The 20,674-nt window shown below is 73.0% G+C and carries 13 protein-coding genes and 1 tRNA gene; 3 read left to right on the top strand and 11 right to left on the bottom strand.

Annotated features, from left to right (window positions below; translation table 11 throughout):
* The first annotated feature begins 29 nt into the window (after positions 1 to 29).
* Positions 30 to 818, top strand: a complete 789-nt coding sequence (locus ACFV0Q_RS09530) for an ABC transporter ATP-binding protein (RefSeq protein WP_385003016.1) — start codon at positions 30 to 32, stop codon at positions 816 to 818.
* Positions 811 to 1,581, top strand: coding sequence for an ABC transporter permease (locus tag ACFV0Q_RS09525; RefSeq protein ID WP_385003013.1), 771 nt, complete (start codon positions 811 to 813; stop codon positions 1,579 to 1,581). Before ACFV0Q_RS09530 ends, ACFV0Q_RS09525 begins: the two co-directional genes overlap by 8 nt.
* Before the next feature lie 96 nt (positions 1,582 to 1,677).
* On the opposite strand, the gene ACFV0Q_RS09520 is transcribed toward ACFV0Q_RS09525, so the two are convergent.
* The 11 genes from ACFV0Q_RS09520 to bldG all read right to left on the bottom strand — a co-directional run bounded on the left by ACFV0Q_RS09520 (position 1,678) and on the right by bldG (position 17,649).
* A tRNA-Thr gene (locus ACFV0Q_RS09520) sits at positions 1,678 to 1,751 on the bottom strand.
* 104 nt (positions 1,752 to 1,855) lie between these two features.
* Positions 1,856 to 3,385, bottom strand: coding sequence for an alpha/beta hydrolase (locus ACFV0Q_RS09515; RefSeq protein ID WP_385003010.1), 1,530 nt, complete (start codon positions 3,383 to 3,385; stop codon positions 1,856 to 1,858).
* A 143-nt stretch (positions 3,386 to 3,528) separates the two neighbouring features.
* Entirely contained in the window at positions 3,529 to 4,740 is a 1,212-nt protein-coding gene (locus ACFV0Q_RS09510) for a DNA polymerase III subunit delta' (protein WP_385003007.1), read from the bottom strand.
* 85 nt (positions 4,741 to 4,825) lie between these two features.
* Complete coding sequence (gene tmk, locus ACFV0Q_RS09505) at positions 4,826 to 8,035, bottom strand: dTMP kinase (protein WP_385003005.1); 3,210 nt, start codon at positions 8,033 to 8,035, stop codon at positions 4,826 to 4,828.
* Between the two features lie 173 nt (positions 8,036 to 8,208).
* Positions 8,209 to 11,043, bottom strand: coding sequence for a type I DNA topoisomerase (gene topA, locus ACFV0Q_RS09500; protein ID WP_385003002.1), 2,835 nt, complete (start codon positions 11,041 to 11,043; stop codon positions 8,209 to 8,211).
* 266 nt (positions 11,044 to 11,309) lie between these two features.
* Positions 11,310 to 11,507 (bottom strand): hypothetical protein, encoded by a 198-nt coding sequence (locus ACFV0Q_RS09495; protein WP_385002999.1) that lies wholly within the window; start codon positions 11,505 to 11,507, stop codon positions 11,310 to 11,312.
* A 191-nt stretch (positions 11,508 to 11,698) separates the two neighbouring features.
* A complete protein-coding gene (locus ACFV0Q_RS09490; RefSeq protein WP_385002996.1) occupies positions 11,699 to 13,216 on the bottom strand; it encodes a methyltransferase in 1,518 nt (505 codons plus the stop codon).
* A 131-nt stretch (positions 13,217 to 13,347) separates the two neighbouring features.
* Positions 13,348 to 13,902: a small secreted protein gene (locus tag ACFV0Q_RS09485; protein ID WP_385002993.1), complete on the bottom strand. Its 555-nt coding sequence runs from the start codon at positions 13,900 to 13,902 to the stop codon at positions 13,348 to 13,350.
* Between the two features lie 171 nt (positions 13,903 to 14,073).
* Positions 14,074 to 16,476, bottom strand: a complete 2,403-nt coding sequence (locus tag ACFV0Q_RS09480; protein WP_385002990.1) for a sodium-translocating pyrophosphatase — start codon at positions 16,474 to 16,476, stop codon at positions 14,074 to 14,076.
* Between the two features lie 275 nt (positions 16,477 to 16,751).
* The gene (locus tag ACFV0Q_RS09475) at positions 16,752 to 17,192 is read right to left on the bottom strand and encodes an ATP-binding protein (protein ID WP_385002987.1); all 441 of its coding nucleotides are present in this window, start codon (positions 17,190 to 17,192) and stop codon (positions 16,752 to 16,754) included.
* A gap of 115 nt (positions 17,193 to 17,307) precedes the next feature.
* Entirely contained in the window at positions 17,308 to 17,649 is a 342-nt protein-coding gene (gene bldG / locus ACFV0Q_RS09470; protein ID WP_073917433.1) for an anti-sigma factor antagonist BldG, read from the bottom strand.
* 81 nt (positions 17,650 to 17,730) lie between these two features.
* On the opposite strand from bldG, the gene ACFV0Q_RS09465 reads away from it, so the two are divergent.
* Positions 17,731 to 20,208 (top strand): DEAD/DEAH box helicase, encoded by a 2,478-nt coding sequence (locus ACFV0Q_RS09465; RefSeq protein ID WP_385002984.1) that lies wholly within the window; start codon positions 17,731 to 17,733, stop codon positions 20,206 to 20,208.
* Positions 20,209 to 20,674 lie beyond the last annotated feature (466 nt).

The following is a 20,674-nucleotide window of genomic DNA, read 5'->3' as shown; positions in this document are numbered from 1 at the left end:
GTCCGACATCCCCAGCAGGAAGAAGAGCCATGAGCAGGGAACACCCGGACCGGGCGGGCGGCGCCAGCGTCGCCCTGTCCGGCATCAGCAAGAGGTTCGGCGACCACCAGGCGCTCCAGGACGTCTCCTTCGAGCTGCGGCCGGGCAAGGTCACCGGCCTGCTCGGCCCCAACGGCGCGGGCAAGAGCACCCTGCTGCGGATCCTGCTGGGCCTGGCCCGCCCGGACGCCGGCACCGCGCACGTCCTGGGCGCGGAGCCCGGTACGGCCCCGCGCAGCGCCCGCCGGATCGGCGTCGTCATGGACTCCGTCGGCTTCCCGCCGCGCATGACCGTACGGCGACAGCTGCAGATCTCCGCGGTCGCGCTCGGGCTGCCCGCCTCCCGCGTCGACGAGGTGCTCGCGCAGGTCGGCCTGGAGGGCGGCGCGACCCGCCGGCGCATCGGCGCCTGCTCCACCGGCATGCGCCAGCGCCTCGCACTGGCCGTGGCGCTGCTCCCGGACCCCGAACTCCTCATCCTGGACGAGCCGCTGAACGGCCTCGACCCGGACGGCATCCGCTGGATGCGCCGGCTCGTCGAGCGGGCCGCCGCCGAGGGCCGGACGGTCCTCATGGCCAGCCACATGCTCTCGGAGGTCGAACAGAGCGTGGACGACATCGTCGTGCTGCGCCGCTCGGTCCTGTTCACCGGCACCCTCCAGGACCTGGTCCGGCGGGGCGAAGGCCGGCTGGAGGACGCGTACTTCGCCCTCGTCGAGGGCTCCGCCACCGGAGCCGCCGCCGGCTCCCCGTCCCGCCGGGAGGCCTCTCGTGCGTAACTCCGACGTCAACCCGTCCCCGAGCACGATGCGGCACCAGATCGCCGCCGAGACGCTCCGGGCCCGCTCCGGCGCGGCCCTGATCGGACTCCTCCTGACAGCGCTGGCCCTCGGCGCCCTCGGCCAGCTCGGCTCGGTCTACGCCGAGACGGAACTCGCCGCGAACGCCGTGGAAGCCTCGCACCGGGTGGTGAACCTCGCCGCCTCCGCGACCCTGTTCGCCTCGCTCTTCGGCGCCCTGCTCGTCACGGGCGAGTTCAAGTCCGGCTCGATCGGCCGCAGCGTCCTGTACGCCCCGGGGCGCGGCGCCGTCGTCGGCGCGAAGCTGCTGGTCGCGGGGCTGGCGGGGCTGCTCTACGGAGTGGTCTCCGTGCTGTGCTCGCTGGCCGTCGGTGCGGCCGCCTTCGCGTCGAAGGACGTCGCGCTGGTCCTGGACGGGCGCACCTGGCAGCTGGCGGCCGCCGTGGTCGGGGTCAGCGCCCTGGCCGGTCCGTGGGGCGCCGCGATCGGCTTCGTCGTGCGCAACCAGCTGATCGCGGTGATCGGGCTGGTGATGTGGGGGACGCTCGGCCAGCTGATGGTGCTGAGCCAGTTCCCGAAGCTGGGCCGCTTCCTCCCGGACGGCGCGCAGCTGGCCGTACTCGGCGACAGGCTCACCCTCCCGAGCGCCCTGGACGCGCCGTACGGGCTGCTGCTCCTGCTCGCGTGGGTCGCGGCGCTGGCCTTGCTGGCGCAGCGGATGTTCACCCACCGCGACGTGTGACCCGGCCGTCCGCCAACTCCCCACGACACTCCGGCACAAGATCAGGAAATAGCAAAACCCCCAGGTCACGGCGAGTGAGTCCTGGGGGTTCTACAGAGCCGCCTTCGGGATTCGAACCCGAGACCTACGCATTACGAGTGCGTTGCTCTGGCCAACTGAGCTAAGGCGGCACCGCTGGCAGACGAGAAAAATTCCCCGGAGGGAGGCTCTCATCAGCAGCGGCGCCAAGTCTACAGGGTTAAACGGGGTGCCCCGAACCGGGTCGGTCCGGGGGTCAGCAGCGCTTGGCCGGGGGTGGGGCCTGGCCCTCCAGGAGGTAGCGGTTGATCGCGGTGTCGACGCAGTCGCTGCCGCGGCCGTACGCCGTGTGGCCGTCGCCGTCGTACGTCAGCAGCGTGCCGGAGTCCAGCTGGCCGGCCAGGGCCTTCGCCCACTTGTACGGGGTCGCGGGGTCGCGGATCGTGCCGACCACCACGATCGGCGCGGCCCCCTTCGCCGCCAGCGGCTTCGCCGTGCCCGTGGCCTTCACCGGCCAGTACGCGCAGTTCAGGGAGGCCCAGGCGAGGCCCGCGCCGAAGACCGGCGAGGCCTTCTCGAACGACGGCAGCGCCGCCTGCACCGCCTCCGGGCCGCTGAAGGCCGCCGGCTGGTCGAGGCAGTTCACGGCCGTGTTCGCGAACATGAGGTTCGCGTACGTGCCGTCCCCCTCGCGCTCGTAGTAGCTGTCGGCGAGGGCCAGCAGCCCGGCCCCGTCGCCGTTCATCGCGTCCGCGAGGGCGGTGCGCAGCTGCGGCCACGCGCTCTCGTCGTACAGGGCGGCGATCACGCCGGTCGTCGCGAGGGACTCGCCCAGCGGGCGGCTCGGCTCGCCCGACGGGACGGGCTGGGCGTCGAGCTTGCGGAAGAACTCCTTCAGGTTCTGTGCCACCGCGTCCGGGGTGCCCCGCCCCAGCGGACAGTCCGACTCCTTCGCGCAGTCCTTCGCGAAGGAGCGGAAGGCGGTCTCGAAGCCCTCCGTCTGGTCGCGGTTCAGTTCCAGCGCGGGCCGCGAGGGGTCCATGGCCCCGTCCAGGACCAGCCGGCCGACCCGTCCCGGGAAGAGGTCGGCGTACGTCGCCCCCAGGAAGGTGCCGTACGAGGCGCCGACGTAGTTCAGCTTCTCGTCACCCAGCACCCCGCGGAGCATGTCCATGTCGCGGGCGGCCTCCACCGTGGAGACGTGCGGCAGGACACGGTGCGAGCGCGCCTGGCAGGCCGCCGCGAACTCCTTGAACGCGCCCACCAGCAGGGCCCGCTCCGCCGCGTCGTCCGGCGTCTGGTCCACCTGGGTGAAGCGGTCCATCCCCGGCCCGGTCAGGCACTCGACGGGGTTGCTGCGCGCCACCCCGCGCGGGTCGAAGGAGACCATGTCGTACTGGGCGCGCACGACGGCCGGGTAGCCGATGCCCGCGTACGCCTGGAGGTAGCCGATGCCGGAGCCGCCCGGGCCGCCCGGGTTGACCAGCAGGGAGCCGAGCCGCTTGCCGGGGCCCGTGGCCGCGCGGCGGGACACCGCGAGCTCGACGTCCTGCCCGGAGCCGGGGTTCGCGTAGTCCAGCGGCGCCTTCATGGTGGAGCACTGGAATCCGGGGACACCGCAGTCGCGCCAGCTCAGCTTCTGCTCGTAGTACGGGCGCAGCCCGGCCGGAACCGCGGCCGGCTCCGCCGAGGCCACCTCCGACCCCCCCGAGGTGCACCCGGAGAGCAGCAGCCCGGCGGCTGCGATCACGGTTCCGGTGGTACGCAGCAGACGCCTGGTGTCCATGCGGCGAGCCTACGTGCTGCCCGCGCATGGTGTCCGGCGGCGGCGGGCCGGGCAGGCGCCCGCCGACCGGGGGTGGACCGCCGTCCCGCCGGGGCCGGGGCCCGGCCACGGGCCGCCCGGGATCGCTCGGACGGGTGAACCGGTCAGCCGGCCCGCAGCCCCATCGTCATCGCCTCGACCGCGAGGAGCGGCGCCACGTTCCGGTCGAGGGCGTCCCGGCAGGCGATGATCGCCTCGATGCGCCGCAGGGTGCGCTCGGGGCCCGAGGCGCGGGCGACCCGGTCGAGGTCCGGCCGTATGTCCTCGTTGGCGATGGCCAGGCTGGAGCCGAGCTGGAGGGCCAGCACGTCCCGGTAGAAGCCCGTCAGCTCGGTCAGCGCGAGGTCGAGGCTGTCGCGCTGGGTACGGGTGCGGCGGCGCTTCTGGCGGTCCTCGAGCTCCTTCATCACCCCGGCCGTGCCCCGGGGCATGCGGCCGCCCGCGCCCGCTCCGGCGCCGAGCGCCGCCCTGAGCTCCTCGGTCTCCTTGGTGTCGACCTCTTCCGCCATCTGCTTGGCGTCCTCGCCGGCGGCGTCGACCAGTTCCTGGGCGGCCTTGAGGCAGCCCCCCACGTCGTCCACCCGCAGCGGCATCTTGAGCACCGTCGCCCTGCGCGCCCGGGCGGACTCGTCGGTGGCGAGCCGGCGGGCCCGGTCGATGTGGCCCTGGGTCGCGCGGGCGGCGTTCGCGGCGGCGGCGGGCTCGACCCCGTCCCTGCGCACCAGCAGATCGGCGACGGCCGCCACCGAAGGCGTGCCCAGGGTCAGGTGCCGGCAGCGGGAGCGGATGGTGGGCAGCACGTCCTCCAGCGAGGGCGCGCACAGCAGCCACACCGTCCTCGGCGCGGGCTCCTCCACGGCCTTCAGCAGGACGTTGCCCGCGCCCTCGGTGAGCCGGTCGGCGTCCTCCAGGACGATGACCTGCCAGCGCCCCACGGCGGGCGAGAGCTGGGCCCGGCGGACCAGGTCGCGGGTCTCCTTGACGCCGATGGACAGCAGATCGGTACGGACGATCTCCACATCGGCGTGCGTGCCGATCATGGTGGTGTGGCAGCCGTCGCAGAACCCGCAGCCCGGTTCGCCGCCGAGGGCGCGGTCCGGACTGACGCACTGGAGGGAGGCCGCGAAGGCGCGGGCGGCGGTGGAGCGCCCGGAGCCGGGCGGCCCGGTGAACAGCCAGGCGTGGGTCATCTTGGACGAGGGCGGCGGGGCGGTCCCGTCCGAGATGGCCGTGACGAGGGCGTCGGCGTCGCGCGCGGCGGCGGCCAGCTGCGTCTGCACGCGCTCCTGTCCCACCAGGTCGTCCCACACGGGCATCCCGCCCACCGCCTTCCCTCTGTGTCACGCGTCCTGCGTACTGCGGCCTGTTCACATTGTGGCGTGCGCCACTGACAATCCCGGATCAGCGACGGCGGCGTCGGCCGCCCTCGTCTTCCTCGTCGTCCCGCGGCGGCCCCAGCAGCTCGTCCGCCAGGGTCGGCAGGTCGTCCATCGGGGTCGCCTCGGCCCAGTCGGACGGGGCCCGGCGCGGCCGGCCGTCGTCACCGACGACCGGGAGCTCGCGGGTCACGTCGTTCCCCGCGTCCCGGAAGATGCCGGGCGGCACCCGGTCGGCCGGGCTCTCCTGCGAGTGGCGGGCCGTCGGCCGGGTGGCCGGGGCGGACTGCGGCGCCGTACGGGCCGACGCGTCCCGGGCACCCGGACCGCCGGTACGGCCTTCGGCCGGCCCGTCGGGCCGTACGGGAGGCAGCACGGCCGTCTCGTCCACCGCCGGGCCGACCTTCGGCACCGGGACGGTCTGCGTCACGTCGTCGGGCCGCACGGTCCGCTTGACCACCGGGGTCTCGACCGTGACCGCCTCGTCCGGACGGTACGGATCCGGATGGTGCGGCTCCTTGCGCATCGGCACCTTCCGCGCGGGCGCGGCAGGGGCAGCGGGCGCGGCGGGGGCAGCAGGGGTCGGAGCCGAAGCCGCCGAGGCGGCGGCAGCGGCGGCCGCCGAGGCCTCCGCCAGCCGGCGCGCCTCCTCCGCCCGCAGCAGGGCCTCCTCCGCGCGGCGCTGCTTCTCCAGCCGCCGCGCCTCGGCCTCGGCACGCAGCCGGGCGGCCTCCGCCTCCTCCAGCCGGATCCGCTCCTGCTCGGCGGCGCGAGCCTTCTCCTCGGCCTCGGCACGCAGCCGCTCGGCCTCGGCCCGGACCCGGGCCTCCTCGGCGGCGCGCAGCCGCTCCTCCTCCGCCTTGCGGGCGGCCTCCTCCTCGGCGATCCGGCGCGCCTCGGCGGCCTCCGCCTCGGCCCTGACCCGTGCCTCCTCGGCCTCCCGGGCCAGACGGGCCTCCTCCTCGGCCTTCAGCCGGGCTTCCTCCGCCTTGCGGGCGGCCTCTTCCTCGGCCTTGCGCCGGGCCTCCTCCTCCGCGAGCCGCCGCGCCTCGATCTGCGCCGCGACCTCGGCCTCCGAGAGCGGCAGCATCCGGTCCAGGCGGTGGCGTACGACGGTGGTCACCGAGCCCGGGTCCTGGCCCGCGTCCACCACCAGGTAGCGCCCGGGGTCGGACGCGGCGAGCGTCAGGAACCCGGCCCGCACCCGCTGGTGGAACTCCGTCGGCTCCGACTCCAGCCGGTCGGGCGCCTCCGTGAACCGCTCCCGGGCGGCCTCCGGCGACACGTCGAGCAGTACGGTCAGGTTCGGGACCAGACCGTCGGTGGCCCAGCGCGAGATCCGGGCGATCTCGGTCGGGGACAGGTCCCGCCCGGCGCCCTGGTAGGCCACCGAGGAGTCGATGTAGCGGTCCGAGATGACCACCGCGCCGCGCTCCAGGGCGGGCCGGACCACCGTGTCCACGTGCTCCGCGCGGTCGGCGGCGTACAGCAGCGCCTCGGCGCGGTTGGACAGCCCGGCGGAGGAGAGGTCGAGCAGGATCGAGCGGAGCCGCTTGCCGACCGGGGTGGCGCCCGGCTCCCGCGTCACGACGACCTCGTGGCCCTTGCCCCGTATCCAGTCGGCCAGCGCCTCCACCTGGGTGGACTTCCCGGCTCCGTCGCCGCCCTCCAGGGCGATGAAGAACCCGGTCGCCGAGGGCGCCTGCAGCGGTTCGCCGCCGCGCAGTGCCTCGCGCAAGTCGCGCCGCAGCGGTACGCCGCCCCGGTCGTCGGCCTTGGCCAGCACCACCACGGCGACGGGCAGCAGCAGCGCGCCGACCAGCATCAGGGTGAAGGCCGCCCCGCCGTGCGCGAAGACGACCTCGCCGCCGGTCAGCCGGTGCGGCCCGATCGCGGCGGCCAGCAGCGGCGCGGCGACGGCCCCGATGGCCACGGCCACCCGGACCACGGCCTGGAGGTGCGCGGTGACCCGGGCCCGGCGGAACTCCTCGGTCTCCTGGTCGAGCAGGGTGTGCCCGGTGTTGGCGGCCACGCCCGCGGCGGTGCCCGCGAGCAGCGCCAGGAAGAGCACGGTCGCCATGTCCGGGACCAGCCCGGTCAGCAGCAGCGCGAGCCCGGCCACCGCGATGGCGAGGGCCAGCAGCCGGCGCCGGGACAGCCCGGGCAGCACCTTGCCGGCCTGGGTGGCGCGGATGCCCAGGCCGGTCCCGCCGACGAGGGCGAGCACCAGCAGGGCGTACGCCGACGGGCCGCCGCCCAGGTCGAAGGCGTGCAGCACGGCGACGGAGGCGGCGCAGGCCACCGCCCCGGCGACGGCGGCGCAGGCCAGCACGAGCAGCGGGATGACCCCCGTACGCCCCTTCTCGGGCCGCTCGCCCACCCTCGGGGCCCGCAGCCCCTCCAGCGGGGAACGCGGCCTCGGGGTCTTCCCGGCGGGCAGCGTCAGCGGCAGCAGCAGCGAGACGGACGCGGCGAACAGTCCGGCGGCGACGTAGGAACCCAGCGCCGACGGGTTCGCGGCGAACCAGTCCACGCCGAGCCCCAGCGCCCGCCCGACCAGGGTCGCGGCGAGCAGCGCGGCGGCCGCGGCGGGCAGCGCCGCGAAGGCCGTGCGCAGGGTGAGGCGCCGCAGGGCGTCGAGGTGGTCGGGCAGCGGCCGGACGGTCGCGCCCTCCGGCGGCGGCGCCGGCAGCAGCGCGGGCGCGGCGCTCTCCTTGGCCAGGGTCCACACCCGCTCGGCGGCGCCGGAGACGAAGACGGTGGCCAGCAGCGCGGTCGTGGCCTGCGCGGGGATCCAGTCGAGCCAGAGCGGGGCGACGACGAACAGCCCGATCCGCAGCCCGTCCGCGCCGACCATCGTCCAGCGGCGGTCGAGTCTGCCGCCGGGACCGGTGAGCTTGGACAGGGGGCCCAGCAGGGCCGCGCCGAACAGGACGGTGGCGAGGATCCGCACCGCGAACACCGCGGCGACGGCGAAGGCCGCGCCCCGGTAGCCGCCGCCGAACAGACCCTCCGAGCCGGCCGTGACGGCCGCCTGGAGGGTCAACAGCACCAGGACCAGCAGGGCCAGGGCGTCGCCGATGCCGCTCACCAGCTGGGCGCTCCACAGCCGGCGCAGCCCGGGAGTGCGCAGCAGGGCGCGCACCGCTCGCTCGCGGGAGTCCGCGGCTAGGGCTTCGTCGTAGGTGGGGTTCTCGGAGGCGGTCACGACCGTTGGCTGCTCGGCTCGCGTCATCCGCCCAGCCTATCCGCTGCGCTTGGCAGGTGCGGGGGCCTGTGGACAAGCACGGATGTGACCCGGGACCCACCTGGGCTCCGCCCCGGACCCCGAACGTACGAGGGCCCCCGCGCTCATCGCGCGGGGGCCCTCGTAGCGGAGTACCGGAGTACCGGAGTACCGGCCGGAGACTAGGCGTCGGACGCCGGAGCGGTCGCGGCCTTCTTGGCCACCGTCTTCTTCGCGGCGGTCGTCTTGGCAGCGGTCGTCTTGGCGGCCGTCGTCTTCTTGGCCGCCGTCGCCTTCTTCGCGGCGGCGGTCTTGGTCGCCGTCGCCTTCTTCGCCGGGGCCTTCTTGGCGGGCGCCTTCTTCGCGGTCTTCTTCGCCGGCGTCTTCGCCCGCTTCTCCGCGAGCAGCTCGTAGCCCCGCTCGGGCGTGATGGTCTCGACGTCGTCGTCCCGCCGCAGCGTCGCGTTCGTCTCGCCGTCCGTCACGTACGGCCCGAAGCGGCCGTCCTTGACCACCACGGGCTTCTCGCTCACCGGGTCCGTGCCCAGCTCCTTCAGCGGGGGCTTGGCCGCGGCCCGGCCCCGCTGCTTGGGCTGCGCGTAGATCGCGAGCGCCTCGTCGAGGGTGATCGAGAAGAGCTGGTCCTCGGTCTCCAGGGACCGCGAGTCCGTGCCCTTCTTCAGGTACGGGCCGTAGCGGCCGTTCTGGGCCGTGATCTCCACGCCCTCCGCGTCCGCGCCGACCACGCGCGGCAGCGACATCAGCTTCAGCGCCTCGTCGAGGGTGACCGTGTCCAGGGTCATCGACTTGAAGAGCGAGGCCGTCCGCGGCTTGACCGCGTTCTTGCCCGTCTTCGGCGTGCCCTCGGGAAGGATCTCGGTGACGTACGGGCCGTAGCGACCGTCCTTCGCGACGATCTGGTTCCCGCTCACCGGGTCGGCGCCCAGTTCGAATTCACCGCTCGGCTTCGCGAACAGCTCCTGCGCGTACTCGACCGTCAGCTCGTCCGGAGCCATGTCGTCCGGTACGTCGGCGCGCTGGTGGCCCTCGGCGTCCTTCTCGCCCCGCTCCACGTACGGCCCGTAGCGGCCCACGCGCAGCACGATGCCGTCGCCGACCGGGAAGGAGGAGATCTCCCGGGCGTCGATCGCGCCCAGGTCCGTGACCAGCTCCTTCAGGCCGCCGAGGTGGTCGCCGTTGGCCGGTACGACCTCCGAGGCCTCCTCGGAACCGAAGTAGAACCGCTTCAGCCACGGCACGGACTGGGCCTCGCCCCGCGCGATGCGGTCGAGGTCGTCCTCCATCTTCGCGGTGAAGTCGTAGTCGACGAGCCGCCCGAAGTGCGTCTCCAGCAGGTTCACGACGGCGAACGACAGGAAGGACGGGACGAGCGCCGTGCCCTTCTTGAAGACGTAGCCGCGGTCGAGGATCGTGCCGATGATCGACGCGTACGTCGACGGGCGGCCGATCTCGCGCTCTTCCAGCTCCTTGACCAGCGAGGCCTCGGTGTAGCGGGCCGGCGGCTTGGTCGAGTGGCCGTCGGCCGTGATCTCCTCGGCCGTCAGCGCGTCGCCCTCGGCGACCTGCGGCAGCCGCTTCTCGCGGTCGTCGAGCTCGGCGTTCGGGTCGTCCGCGCCCTCGACGTAGGCCTTCATGAAGCCGTGGAAGGTGATCGTCTTGCCGGAGGCCGTGAACTCGGCGTCCCGGCCGTCCGACGCCCGGCCGCCGATCTTCACGGTCACGGAGTTGCCGACCGCGTCCTTCATCTGGGAGGCGACGGTCCGCTTCCAGATCAGTTCGTACAGGCGGAACTGGTCGCCGCTCAGACCGGTCTCGGCCGGAGTGCGGAAACGATCACCCGAAGGCCGGATCGCCTCGTGCGCCTCCTGGGCGTTCTTGACCTTGCCCGCGTAGACGCGCGGCTTCTCCGGCAGGTAGTCGGCCCCGTAGAGCTGCGTGACCTGCGCCCGCGCGGCCGACACGGCGGTGTCGGAGAGCGTGGTGGAGTCCGTACGCATATAGGTGATGAAGCCGTTCTCGTACAGCTTCTGCGCCACCTGCATCGTCGCCTTCGCGCCGAAGCCCAGCTTGCGCGAGGCCTCCTGCTGGAGCGTCGTCGTGCGGAACGGGGCGTACGGGGAGCGGCGGTACGGCTTGGACTCGACCGACCGGACGGCGAACGAGGTCTGCTCCAGCGCGGCGGCGAGCGCCCGGGCGCCCGCCTCGTCGAGGTGCAGCACCTCGCTCTTGAGCTGCCCGGTCGAGCCGAAGTCACGGCCCTGCGCGACGCGCTTGCCGTCCACCGTGTTCAGGCGGGCGACCAGCGTCGACGGGTCGGAGGCGTCACCGGCGCGGCCGGTGGCGAAGGTGCCGGTCAGGTCCCAGTACTCGGCGGAGCGGAAGGCGATGCGCTCGCGCTCCCGCTCGACGACGAGGCGGGTGGCCACCGACTGGACGCGGCCGGCCGACAGGCGCGGCATGACCTTCTTCCACAGGACCGGCGAGACCTCGTAGCCGTAGAGGCGGTCGAGGATGCGGCGGGTCTCCTGGGCGTCGACCATGCGCTGGTTGAGCTCGCGCGGGTTGGCGACGGCGTCGCGGATCGCGTCCTTGGTGATCTCGTGGAAGACCATCCGGTGGACGGGGACCTTGGGCTTGAGGACTTCCTGCAGGTGCCACGCGATGGCTTCGCCCTCGCGGTCCTCATCGGTGGCGAGGAAGAGTTCGTCGGACTCGGCCAGCAGGTCCTTGAGCTTGCGGACCTGTGCCTTCTTGTCCGCGTTGACGACGTAGATCGGCTGGAAGTCGTGCTCGACGTCCACGCCGAGACGGCGGACCTCGCCGGTGTACTTGTCGGGAACCTCGGCCGCGCCGTTCGGGAGGTCGCGGATGTGCCCGACGCTCGCCTCGACGACGTATCCCGGGCCGAGGTAGCCCTTGATCGTCTTCGCCTTGGCAGGGGACTCGACGATGACGAGTCGGCGGCCGCCCTTTGCGGTCTCGCTAGTCGGGGACAACTTGGCTCTTCTCTCCGGTCGGCACTCGGTCGCGGTACGGCGACGCTGCGGAGTGTGACGGTACAACCCGCCCCCGTGTCAAACGGCACAAGCCCGCAACGGCCACTCGAACGGTAACCCGACAAGTGCCGTTTCTGCCGCCCGGATGTCGCGGCGGCCCCCTCCCGGTCACCGGGCCGAGTGGCCGGAGGGCCGTCTGGCCCCGCCTCCGGACCCGCCGCGACGTCGGGTTTCCCACCCCGCGCGGATCATGGCGGGCGGGCGCTTCAGAACCGCTGGAGACACCAGACGCCGAGGGCCAGCGACCCCGTACCGGCCAGTAGTGCCAACGGTACGGCCACTGCGGGGCGCACTCCCTCGGCCACCGGCGCGCGGTGCAGGGCGCGCGCGCCGGTCCAGATCAGGAGGGCCGCTCCGAACAGCAGGAACACGGCTGCCGCGAAGATCGCCGGACCGCGCTCCATGCCGTTCCCCATTTCCCGGGTCCCCCCGGATTTGCCGCCGGACCGCCCCCGGGGCACCCCGCGAAGGCCGCCGGAATCCGCCCGGATCCCGCTGCCCGGGAGCCTGCCAGCCATGGGGAGACGGCAGACGAACCCCGGGTTACATCGCGGCTGCGCGGCCTCCTCGGGGCCGGCGGGTGGCTTGCCCGGGCCTAACCCTCGGCCGGACCCTGCACGGGCTCCAGGAAGCCCTGCTCCACCAGCATCCGGATCGCCTCCGGCGTCCGGTCCCGCAGCAGGACGGGGTCCTCCTCGACCAGCTGGGCGATCGCGTCCAGGATCCGGCCCGCGCTGAGTGAGCCGTCACACACTCCCGCGAAGCCCGCCCCGACCGTGTCGACCTTGGTGGCGCGCCGCATGCCGCGGTTCTGCCGGAGCACCACGTGCTCCGGGTCCTCCGCCCCGGGCGCGCCGACCTGCTCCTGGACGACCTCCTCGGTGAGCTGGAAGTAGCCCGCCAGCAGGGCCGCGTCGTCGTGTTCCCGCAGGTAGTCCTGGCGGGCGAAGTGGGCGAGGACGGTCTCGCCGAGCGGCTGCTCCACCGAGTGCGGCCACTCCTCGGCCACGATCGACGGCTCGGCCGCGTCGCTGCGGCGCAGCGTGATCCAGCCAAAACCGACGGCCTTGGTCTTGCGGGCCTCGAACTCGTCGAGCCAGTCCTCGTACCGCCGCGCGTACTCGGCCGGATCGGCCCGGTGGTCGCCCGCGTCGCGCAGCCACAGCTCCGCGTACTGCGTCACGTCCTGCACGTCACGCTGCACGATCCAGGCGTCACAGCCGCGCGGCACCCAGGAGCGGACCCGGTCGTGCCAGTCCTCGCCCTCGACGTGCTGCCAGTTGCCCAGGAACTGCGCGTACCCGCCCGGGTTGAGGTGGGCGCCCGCCTGCTGGAGCAGCGTCCGGCACAGGTCGTCGCCGCCCATGCCGCCGTCCCGGTACGTGAGCCGGGCGCCGGGCGAGATCACGAAGGGCGGGTTGGACACGATCAGGTCGTACGTCGCCTCGCCCACGGGCTCGAAGAGGGACCCGGCGAGCAGCTCGGCCTCCGGCGCCCCCGAGAGCGCCAGCGTCAGACGGGTGATGTCCAGGGCACGCGGGTTGACGTCGGTGGCGGTGACCCGGGTCGCGTGCTGGGCGGCGTGCAGCGCCTGGATGCCGGATCCGGTGCCGAGGTCGAGGGCCGAGCCGACGGGGATGCGGACGGTGATTCCGGCCAGGGTGGTGGAGGCCCCGCCGACGCCGAGGACAACGCCCTCGTCGCGGCTCCCGATCCCGCCGGCCCCGCCGACCGCGCAGCCGAGGTCCGAGACGATGAACCAGTCCTCGCCGTCCGGACCGCCGTACGGGCGCACGTCGACGGTGGCGTGCACTTCATCACCCTCCCGCCGCAGCCACCCGTCGGCGAGCGCCGCCTCGATCGGCAGCGCGGCCGCGGCGTGTACGTACGGCACGGGGCTCTGCAGCAGGAACAGCCGGACCAGGCTGGCGAGCGGGCCGTCCCCGTGGCTGCGGGCGGCGCGCAGGGCGGGCACCGTCTCGCTGCGGGCGAGCGCGGCGTAGGCGGGGGCGCCGAGCATGTCGAGCAGTCCGTCGGCGGTGAACCCGGCGGCGAGCAGGGCTGCGCGGAGTTCGGCGGCACGGTCGGGCGTGGGGAGGCTGGTGGTACTCACCCGTCCATTGTGGCCGCTGGGGCCGCCGTTGCGCACGACCCCCGGCGCGTACGGCCCGCGCCGCCCCGCACGCGCCGGGGCGGCCGGGCCCGTTGGGGATCCCGGCCGCCCTGGACGGCGTACGTGCCCGGCTACTTGCTGGTGGTGACCTGGCAGCCCTTCTGGCTGTTGATCACCTTCAGGCCGGTCGAGCGGAGCTTCTCCTTGCTCGCGGTCTCGTTGGCCGCGACCTCGGTGAGGCCGCCGGCGACCTGCTGGAGGCCCTCCGCGAACTTCGCCTGGTCCTTCGGGTCGAGCGCGTCGATCTTCGTCTTGAGATCGGTGTAGCCCTTGGAGATCTCCTGGTAGCTCTTCGCCACGGCCTCCTGGGCGGTCTTGCCGTCCGTGACCGGCGGTTCGCCGGCGGCCGTGAGGGCGCCGCCCATCGTCTTGTAGGCCTCCGACAGCGTCTGGAAGGCGGCCGAGTCGGTCTTCTGGACCTCCTCCGGCTTGCTGCTCTGGCTGGCCACCCGCTTCAGCTCGTCATTGGTCGTCTTGATCTTTGTGAGCTCTGGCTCCCACTTGTCGCAGACCGTCTTGGCCCAGGCGTCGGCCTTCTTGTCGCCGTCGTCCCCACCGCCACAGCCGGACAGGACGAGCATCAGTACCGCACCGCCGGACACCGCGGCCGCAAGCTTCTTGTTCACCGGATTGGTCCCTTCGAAGGCTCTCGGCCGGAAGATACACGCCCGCCATCCGGGCACGCACAAAGGCGGACAGACGGCGCGTCAGTACGCGCCGCCCGTCCGCCGTTCGGGCGCATCTTCGAGCCGGTCGGCCCAAAGGCCGGTGCCGACGCGTTCGAGGCGTCCGCAGGATCAGGAAACCACCGCCGGGTCGGCCGACTGGGCCACCCGCTCGGCGGCACCGTCTTCGCCCTCGTCGCCGACGGCGATGCCGCGGCGCTTGGAGACGTAGACCGCGCCCACGATCACCGCGATGGCCAGGGCCGCGACCACGGCCCGTACGGTCGCGCTGGCGTCCTCGCCGTAGCTGAACTGGACGACGGCCGGGGCGATCAGCAGGGCCACCAGGTTCATGACCTTGAGCAGCGGGTTGATGGCCGGGCCGGCGGTGTCCTTGAACGGGTCGCCGACGGTGTCGCCGATGACCACCGCGGCGTGGGCGTCGCTGCCCTTGCCGCCGTGGTGGCCGTCCTCGACGAGCTTCTTCGCGTTGTCCCACGCGCCACCGGAGTTGGCGAGGAAGACCGCCATCAGGGTGCCGGTGCCGATGGCGCCCGCGAGGAAGGAGCCGAGCGCGCCGACGCCGAGGCAGAAGCCCACCGCGATCGGGGTGAGGACGGCGAGCAGGCCGGGCGTGGCGAGCTCGCGCAGCGCGTCCTTGGTGCAGATGTCCACGACGCGCCCGTACTCGGGCTTCTCGGTGTAGTCCATGATCCCGGGGTGCTCGCGGAACTGGCGGCGCACCTCGTAGACGACGGCGCCCGCGGAGCGGGAGACGGCGTTGATGGCCAGGCCCGAGAACAGGAACACCACGGCCGCGCCGAGGATCAGGCCGACCAGGTTGTTGGGCTGGGCGATGTCGAGGCTGAGGTTCATCTCGCCCGCCTTGGCCCCGACCTGCTTGACCGCGGTGGCGATGGCGTCGTTGTACGAGCCGAAGAGCGCGGCGGCGGCCAGGACGGCCGTGGCGATGGCGATGCCCTTGGTGATGGCCTTGGTGGTGTTGCCGACCGCGTCGAGGTCCGTGAGCACCTGGGCGCCCGCGCCCTCGACGTCGCCGGACATCTCCGCGATGCCCTGGGCGTTGTCCGAGACCGGCCCGAAGGTGTCCATGGCGACGATGACGCCGACGGTGGTCAGCAGGCCGGTGCCGGCCAGGGCCACCGCGAACAGCGCCAGCATGATCGAGGTGCCGCCGAGCAGGAAGGCCCCGTAGACGCCGAGGCCGATCAGCAGCGCCGTGTAGACGGCGGACTCCAGGCCCACGGAGATGCCGGCGAGGACGACGGTGGCCGCGCCGGTCAGCGAGGACTTGCCGATGTCCCGGACGGGACGGCGGTTGGTCTCGGTGAAGTAGCCCGTCAGCTGCTGGATCAGGGCCGCGAGCACGATGCCGATGGCGACGGCGACCAGCGCCAGCACGCGCGGGTCACCGGAGTGGCCCGAGATGGCGGCGTCCTCGACCCCGACGAGCTCCTTGTAGGTGGCCGGGAGGTACGCGTAGACCGCGACCCCGACGAGCACCAGCGAGATCACGGCGGAGATGAAGAACCCGCGGTTGATCGCGGTCATCCCGCTGCGGTCGGACCGGCGCGGCGCGACCGCGAAGATGCCGATCATGGCGGTGATGACGCCGATGGCGGGCACGATCAGCGGGAAGGCCAGGCCGCTGTCGCCGAAGGCGACCTTGCCGAGGATCAGCGCGGCCACGAGGGTGACGGCGTAGGACTCGAAGAGGTCGGCCGCCATCCCCGCGCAGTCGCCGACGTTGTCGCCCACGTTGTCGGCGATGGTCGCGGCATTGCGCGGATCGTCCTCCGGAATGCCCTGCTCGACCTTGCCGACCAGGTCGGCGCCGACGTCGGCGGCCTTCGTGAAGATGCCGCCGCCCACGCGCATGAACATCGCGATCAGCGCGGCGCCGAGGCCGAAGCCCTCCAGCACCTTGGGGGCGTCGGCGGCGTAGACCAGCACGACGCTGGAAGCGCCGAGCAGGCCGAGGCCGACGGTGAACATGCCGACGACGCCGCCCGTACGGAAGGCGATCTTCATCGCCTTGTGGGACACCTCGGTCAGGTCCTTGGCGGGTTCGCCCTCGGCCGGGGTGGCCTCCCGGGCGGCGGCCGCGACGCGCACGTTGGCGCGGACCGCGAGGCGCATGCCGATGTAGCCGGTCCCGGCCGAGAAGAGCGCGCCGACGAGGAAGAAGGCGGAACGTCCCGCCCGCTGCGTCCAGTCGTCGGCGGGGAGCAGGAAGAGCAGGAAGAAGACCACGACGGCGAAGACGCCGAGGGTGCGCAACTGGCGTCCGAGATAGGCGTTGGCGCCTTCCTGGACCGCTGCGGCGATCTTCTTCATGCTGTCGGTGCCCTCGTCGGCGGCGAGGACCTGGCGGACCAGGATCTGCGCGACGACGAGCGCCGCCAGCGCGACTCCCGCGATGACGTAGACGATGAGCCGATTGTCATCGGTCAGTACTGCGGCTGCCAGATCATTGGCACGATCCGGCGCGATAGGGGTGAAGAGCCCCGTCATTCGTCCTCCTTGACGTGATGAGCTCAAGATGTGGACGGATTGTAGGGAGCGCACCCCGATCAAAACAGTGGGCGTGAAACGGAATTGGCCTGCTCTCGCTCCTCAGCAATAGATCACGTCACTCCATTACCCCCGAAAGAAGTAATGGGACAAAGGCATTGACGGCCACTCAGCGCCCGTTCGACGATCTAGGGAATTTCCCGGGAAAATGAAAAAGGCCCTGCTCAGCAGGGCCTTGATAAAGATCGGAAGATACGACGGACAGACCTGCGGGACTACGGAAGGTCGTCCGCGCCGCCCCCGGCGATGGGCCAGGTCATCCGGATCGTTCCGCCGGACTCCCCCGCGGTCACCGAGACGTCGTCGACGAGCCCGCTGATCACGGCGAGACCCATCTCGTCCTCGCCATCGGCATCCGGGTCCAGCGCGGCGGCGATCCCGGGCACGGAAGAACCGCCGGCCGGCCCGGGCACCTCGTCGCCGACCTCGATGGAGAAGGCTTTCTCCTCCTCGGTCAGCACCACCCGGACGGGCGCGGTCAGCCCATTGCTGCGGTGCAGTCCGACGGCACGTGAACAGGCCTCGCCCACAGCGAGGCGGACCTCGTCGAGGACGGCTTCCTCCACCCCCGCCCGGCGCGCCACGGCGGCCGCGACCAGGCGGGCCGTCCGGACGTGTTCGGGCTGGGCACTGAAGCGCAGTTCAACGGTGGCCATGTACGTCCCCCTCGGACTACGGGCGTGACTTGACAGGGGCCCGGACCGCCCACGGTCCGGTACCCCCGCTCCTCGTCGGCTCCTGTGCCGCCTGAGCGGCACTCGCCAGGAGCCGTCAGTCGGTGGCGCTGACGGCGTCTTCCACAGTCGTGTGGATCGGGAACACCTTGGTCAGACCGGTGATTCGGAAGATCTTCAGGATGCGCTCCTGGTTGCAGACCAGACGCAGCGAGCCCTCGTGCGCGCGAACGCGCTTGAGGCCTCCCACGAGCACACCGAGGCCGGTGGAGTCGAGGAAGTCCACTCGCTCCATGTCGACAACCAAGTGGTAGCTGCCGTCGTTCACCAACTCCACCAACTGCTCGCGCAGCTTGGGCGCGGTATACACATCAATCTCGCCACCGACCTCTACGACCGTGCGGTCGCCGACAGTGCGAGTCGACAGGGACAGGTCCACGGATCCTCCAGCACCTTGCTATCGAGCGGCGCCCCCCAGGGGCCTCCCCACCCGAAGGTAGGGGAGGGATCGGCTGCCGCGATGGCATTCAATCACTTACCGGCAGGCGCGCACGACGCCTTGGGTCCATTGTCCCGCACGCCGGTGACACACTCGGTTCCAATGGCCAACACTCACCGCCCCGGTCCGGCCACGGCCGCGGCGGATCCGCGACCCACCCCCGGCACGGTCCTGGACCGCCTGTCACGGGGGCCTTCCCGAGCTGCGCGCATCACCCATACGGAGCACTTGCCCCCTCGGGAGGGTCGTCATGCAGTCTGGCCCGACCGCATCCGAACGGATGTCGTAGCCGCCATCCAGGCCGCCGGGATCGAACATCCGTGGGAACACCAGGCCGCGGCCGCCGAGCACGCCCTGGACGGGGAGTCCGTGGTCGTCGCCACCGGCACCGCCTCCGGCAAGTCCCTGGCCTACCTCGCCCCCGTGCTCTCCGCCCTCGCGGACGGCGCCGAGGCCCCCAACGGCAGGGGCGCGACGGCCCTCTACCTGGCCCCGACCAAGGCTCTGGCGGCCGACCAGCGCCGGGCGGTCCGGGAGCTGGCAGCACCCCTCGGAAACGCCGTACGGCCCGCCGTGTACGACGGGGACACGCCCTTCGAGGAACGCGAGTGGGTGCGCCAGTACGCGAACTACGTGCTGACCAACCCCGACATGCTGCACCGGGGGATCCTGCCCTCCCACCCCCGCTGGGCGTCCTTCCTGAAGGCCCTGCGCTACGTGGTCATCGACGAGTGCCACACCTACCGGGGGGTATTCGGCTCCCACGTCGCCCAGGTCCTGCGGCGCCTGCGGCGCCTGTGCGCCCGCTACGGGTCCGAACCGGTCTTCCTGCTGGCCTCGGCCACCGCCAGCGATCCGGCGGCCGCAGCGACCCGGCTGACCGGGCTGCCGGTCACCGAGGTCGCCGACGACGCCTCGCCGCGCGGCGAGGTGGTCTTCGCCCTGTGGGAGCCGCCGCTGACCGACCTGAAGGGCGAGAAGGGCGCCCCGGTGCGGCGTACGGCGACCGCCGAGACCGCCGACCTGCTGACCGACCTGGTCGTGCAGGGGGTCCGCACGGTGGCCTTCGTACGCTCCCGGCGCGGGGCCGAGCTGATCGCCGTCATCGCCCAGGAACGGCTCGCCGAGGTGGACCGGTCGCTGCCCCGGCGTGTCGCGGCCTACCGGGGCGGCTACCTCCCCGAGGAGCGGCGGGCCCTGGAGCGGGCCCTGCACTCCGGGGAGCTGCTGGGGCTGGCCGCCACCACCGCCCTGGAGCTGGGCGTGGACGTGTCGGGCCTGGACGCCGTGCTGATCACGGGCTACCCGGGCACCCGGGCCTCCCTGTGGCAGCAGGCCGGCCGCGCCGGGCGCTCGGGACACGGCGCCCTGGCCGTGCTGATCGCCCGGGACGACCCCCTGGACACCTACCTGGTCCACCACCCCGAGGCGCTCTTCGACCGGCCGGTGGAGGCCACCGTCCTGGATCCCGACAACCCGTACGTCCTGGCCCCGCACCTGTGCGCGGCCGCCGCCGAGATCCCGCTGACCGAGTCCGACCTGGAGCTCTTCGGCCCGGCCGCGCGCGAGCTCCTGCCGCAGCTGGAGGCGGCCAAGCTGCTGCGCCGACGGGCCACGGCCTGGCACTGGACCCGCCGGGAACGGGCCTCGGACCTGACCGACATCCGCGGTGGCGGAGGCCGCCCGGTGCAGATCGTGGAGGCCGGCACCGGCAGGCTGCTGGGCACCGTGGACGAGTCCGCCTCCCACACCGCCGTCCACGACGGCGCCGTCCACCTGCACCAGGGCCGCACCTACCTGGTGAAACACCTGGACCTGGAGGACTCCGTGGCCCTGGTCGAGGAGGCGTCCCCGCCGTTCTCCACCACGGCCCGCGACACCACCTCCATCTCCATCCTGGAGACCGAGACCGAAGTCCCCTGGGGTGCGGCCCGGCTCTGCTTCGGCTCCGTGGAGGTCACCAACCAGGTGGTCTCCTACCTGCGCCGGAAGCTGATCACCGGCGAGGTGCTCGGCGAGGCCAAGCTGGACCTGCCGCCGCGCACCCTGCGGACCCGGGCCGTGTGGTGGACGGTGACCGAGGACCAGCTCGACGAGGCCCGGATCAACCCGGAGATCCTCGGCGGCGCCCTGCACGCCGCCGAGCACGCCTCCATCGGCATGCTGCCGCTGTTCGCCACCTGCGACCGCTGGGACATCGGCGGGGTCTCCGTCCCGCTGCATCCCGACACCCTCCTCCCGACCGTTTTCGTCTACGACGGCCACCCCGGCGGGGCCGGATTCGCCGAGCGCGCCTTCCACACCGCCCGGGCGTGGCTCACGGCCACCCGGGACGCCATCGCCGCCTGCGAGTGCGAGGCGGGCTGCCCGTCCTGCATCCAGTCCCCCAAGTGCGGCAACGGCAACGACCCCCTCCACAAACGCGGCGCCCTCCGCCTCCTCACCCACCTCCTGGCCTCCAGCCCCCCACCACCGGACTCCACCCCCACGGCCGCCTGAGGCGGGGACCGAGGGCGGAGCCTCCGGGCCCTTCAGCCCCGCCGACGCGTGAGGCGCAGGGGCCCCGGACGGAGCCCCCAGGGATCCGCCGGCGCGTGGTCCGGGGCAGAGCCCCCGAGATCCCCGGCCCCGCCGCCGTTTGAGGCGCGGGGGTACGGGGCGGAGCCCCCGGGGATCCGCCAGCACGTGCAGCGCAGGGTCCGGGGCAGAGCCCCCGGGATCCCCCGGCCCCACCGCCGTTTGAGGCGCGGGAGTACGGGGCGGAGGCCCCGGGATCCCCCAGCCCCACCGCCGCTGGAGGGCGCGGAGTCCGGAGCGGAGCCTCAGGTTCCCTCAGCCCCACCGCCGCTTGAGGGCGCGGAGCCTCCGGGCCCCTTCAGCCCCGCCGGCGCTTGAGGGCGCGGGGTCCTGAGGGGAGCCCCGGGATATTTCTGCCCCGCCGGCTTTTGAGGCGCGGGGGTACGGG

The sequence above is a fragment of the Streptomyces sp. NPDC059564 genome (assembly GCF_042735575.1).
Classification (GTDB): Bacteria; Actinomycetota; Actinomycetes; order Streptomycetales; family Streptomycetaceae; genus Streptomyces.
This window is presented reverse-complemented; position numbering and strand designations above follow the sequence as displayed.

Coding starts and splice junctions, on each gene's coding strand:
- ACFV0Q_RS09530 (WP_385003016.1), top strand. CDS start 30: ATGAGCAGGGAACACCCGGACCGGGCGGGCGGCGCCAGCGTCGCCCTG.
- ACFV0Q_RS09515 (WP_385003010.1), bottom strand. CDS start 3,385: ATGGACACCAGGCGTCTGCTGCGTACCACCGGAACCGTGATCGCAGCC.
- ACFV0Q_RS09510 (WP_385003007.1), bottom strand. CDS start 4,740: ATGCCCGTGTGGGACGACCTGGTGGGACAGGAGCGCGTGCAGACGCAG.
- tmk (WP_385003005.1), bottom strand. CDS start 8,035: ATGACGCGAGCCGAGCAGCCAACGGTCGTGACCGCCTCCGAGAACCCC.
- ACFV0Q_RS09495 (WP_385002999.1), bottom strand. CDS start 11,507: ATGGAGCGCGGTCCGGCGATCTTCGCGGCAGCCGTGTTCCTGCTGTTC.
- ACFV0Q_RS09480 (WP_385002990.1), bottom strand. CDS start 16,476: ATGACGGGGCTCTTCACCCCTATCGCGCCGGATCGTGCCAATGATCTG.
- ACFV0Q_RS09475 (WP_385002987.1), bottom strand. CDS start 17,192: ATGGCCACCGTTGAACTGCGCTTCAGTGCCCAGCCCGAACACGTCCGG.
- ACFV0Q_RS09465 (WP_385002984.1), top strand. CDS start 17,731: ATGGCATTCAATCACTTACCGGCAGGCGCGCACGACGCCTTGGGTCCA.